Here is a 2868-nt window from a genome sequence, read left to right on the forward strand (position 1 = left end):
GCCAACTCGTCCTATTGTTGCAACTTTAAATAATGCTATTCTGACTTTCAAAGATTTAAAAGAAGAGTATATTTTAACGCTTTGGGATGAGAATGACACGCTTGTATATACTATGTATATTGTTCCGAATATCTCAAATTATGTTTTACCTACAAATCTTAAAGGGAATTATAAAGTAACAATGAAATCTACTTCAAGTTCATATATTGGTGAAATCAGCTTGTAGTTAGTTTAATCCCCATTTATCAAAGATAGTGTTAATAAGAATAAGTTAAGAATCTTATTTTTTTTAGATAGTATGTCGCCAAATATTTATTTAATAGATATTATAATTATTATTCTAGAACAAAGGGCTATTTTTGCAAGTAGAAAAGAGATCTATAAAGTTCTTTTCTCAGATTCTCACTTTCCAAGTTTAGCTGCAGTTTCTACAACATTATCTTATTTTGGGTTAACTTCAAATGCATACCTTGCTCATATCGAGGATTTAAAAGACATGAATAACGTTCTGCTACATACAAATGAAGAAGAAGGACATTTCTATATTATGAACAAAATTGAGGATAGAGGAGTTGAGTTGTATGATGGAAGATGCAAGCGACTTTCTATTACCCAATTTAAAAGTATTTGGGACGGTGTTATCTTGGTAGTTGATAAAAAAGAGTTTGAATATAGAGAAAAAGTACAAAATGAGAAGTTATTTTTATACGCAAGTTTCATACTTCTTTTAGTCTATTCATTATTTAAAATACCAGATGACTTGATAATAACTTTCATTGCAAATATCTTTGGGCTTGCTTGTGCATTCATATTGTTTAATCAACAGGTAAATATTTATGAGTACAATTCATTCTGTAAAATAGGACGAAAAATTGACTGTAATTATGTTTCACAAAAAAATCCTTTAGGTAGATGGATTCCAATAGGTCTACCAGTTATCGGAATTTACTTCTTTCTTCTTGATTCGGCATCCTTGGTAATCCTACGAGTTCAAGATCATCTAACTTTGATAGCTTATGTTTGCTCAGTTGTATTGATGATTGGACTTACAATTTATCAGTTTGCAAAAATAAAGAAGTATTGCCTGTATTGCATGGGGATAACGTTTATGGTTATCATAAAACTACTAATTATTACATCACCATTACAGCCTGTTGAAGTCCAAACAGTTGTTGGTATGGTGTCTCTATCTATAGTTGTCTATATAATTTGCCACCTCCTTTATATAAACGGCAGAAATACACAGGCGTTATTTGATAAGGAGATTACGCTTTTGAATTTAAAAAGGGACAAAAGAGTTCTGTCGTGCTATTTTGAAAAAATACAGGAATTGGATATACCAAAGAACTTATCGCTTAACTTTGGTAATATAAATGCTCCTGTTACAATTACGACCATCATAAGTATTGATTGTAAACATTGTAAGACTGTAGCAAAGGATATCTATTCTTTAATGCAAAAGTTCCCTCAAAGATATCATTGGCAACTTATAATTGATGGTATAGGAGTGGAGGAAAATAATAAGGAAACATTTATAAAATATAATAAAAGGCAATTAAACCTCTACATGCTTTACTTACATAGCCATATAGACTGCCTAAAAGCTTTATTTGCAAACTCTTATAGAGAGCAAATCAGCTTTTACGATGAGGCAATAGTTACATATAAGAGTTTGTTGAACTCTATACAAAGTATGAATATCCAACATTATCCCTTTGTACTCATAAACAGTTATAGACTGCCCAAAGGATATAAGATAACCGACATTCCATATATCTCAAGATATACTGAATAAAAATAAAATATAGACTTAAAAAGCGAAGAAGTTGCTAATCTTTTAATTTGAAGTCTATATAGAGGCACTGCCTAACCTCTTATTTAAATTCAAGATACTCAAATACTAGTTAAGAGCATTTTTGAAAGGCAAAAAAAATATTACTATTAAATTAATTTAGAAAATTATGAAAAAATTAGAATTAAAAGAGTTAGAAAACATCTTTGGTGGTATTTCTAGAGAAGAGTATTGTGAAAATCTTCGCAAAATTATAGCTAACAATAAACTTTCGGAGAAGGCACTTGCAGGGTGGACTATTGGATATAGTACTCACTGTGTGGAGCATTAAGCTATTATTTTAGGTGGATGTTTAAAACATCCACCTAAAAAAAATTTCATTATATTGAAATCTTTTCATTATTAGCAAAGCATAATTATGTTATGAAATATAGTTGGATAATATTTTTTATATTAATATCATCTGTCGTAACTGCACAGAAGAAACTTGATGTTACCAATCTCGAGTGTCAATATCAATATGTACATATGCAAGATACCCTGAAAAAAATACTGGATGAGGATGATAGACTTGTGCTGTTATTAGGTAATAAAGTTTCTAAGTGTTATAGTTCTTATAGTATGCAGGTTGATGAAAGATACGAAAATCCCAATAGGCGTAAAATTATAGATGCGGAAATCATGGAGTTTCTTAAAACTAAGAAACAACCATTACACAAGCGTATGAAGGCATATGTCTACAAGAATTATCCCGAAGGCAAAATGACCGTTACAGATGGAATATCGCTACAGGATTATATTTATGTTGATTCTCTGAATAATATCAACTGGACGATGGCAGATTCCATAAAAACAATTTTGAATTACACAGTTCAGATGGCAACATGCGATTATAGAGGACACCACTGGACTGCATGGTTTGCTCCTGACGTGCCTGTCAGCGATGGTCCATGGAAATTACATGGCTTGCCAGGACTAATCATGGAGGCATACGATACCAATGCTTATCATCATTTCACGATTGTGGGAATACGAAAGGTTATTGATATGCCAATCGTTATGAGTAAAACTTATGT

At 31.2% G+C, this 2868-nt stretch carries 4 protein-coding genes; all 4 read left to right on the forward strand.

Annotated features, from left to right (window positions below; all coding sequences use genetic code 11):
- Nucleotides 1–226, forward strand: a 226-nt coding sequence (locus tag H515_RS14765) for a hypothetical protein (RefSeq protein WP_036891845.1), incomplete at its 5' end; no start/stop codon positions are given.
- A 72-nt stretch (nucleotides 227–298) separates the two neighbouring features.
- Nucleotides 299–1795: a vitamin K epoxide reductase family protein gene (locus tag H515_RS0110305; RefSeq protein ID WP_025878080.1), complete on the forward strand. Its 1497-nt coding sequence runs from the start codon at nucleotides 299–301 to the stop codon at nucleotides 1793–1795.
- A gap of 166 nt (nucleotides 1796–1961) precedes the next feature.
- Nucleotides 1962–2123 carry a hypothetical protein gene (locus H515_RS14610; protein WP_021669440.1) on the forward strand — a complete coding sequence of 54 codons (162 nt, stop codon included), beginning with the start codon at nucleotides 1962–1964 and terminating at the stop codon, nucleotides 2121–2123.
- Between the two features lie 92 nt (nucleotides 2124–2215).
- Nucleotides 2216–2868 (forward strand): GLPGLI family protein (locus tag H515_RS13815; protein WP_051274756.1); only part of this gene is annotated, 653 nt, incomplete at its 3' end.

It is taken from the genome of Prevotella corporis DSM 18810 = JCM 8529 (assembly GCF_000430525.1).
GTDB classification, from domain to species: domain Bacteria; phylum Bacteroidota; class Bacteroidia; order Bacteroidales; family Bacteroidaceae; genus Prevotella; species Prevotella corporis.

Bases quoted from the DNA above. Each gene is read 5' to 3' on its own strand.
- H515_RS0110305 (WP_025878080.1), top strand. From the start codon at position 299: ATGTCGCCAAATATTTATTTAATAGATATTATAATTATTATTCTAGAA.
- H515_RS14610 (WP_021669440.1), top strand. From the start codon at position 1,962: ATGAAAAAATTAGAATTAAAAGAGTTAGAAAACATCTTTGGTGGTATT.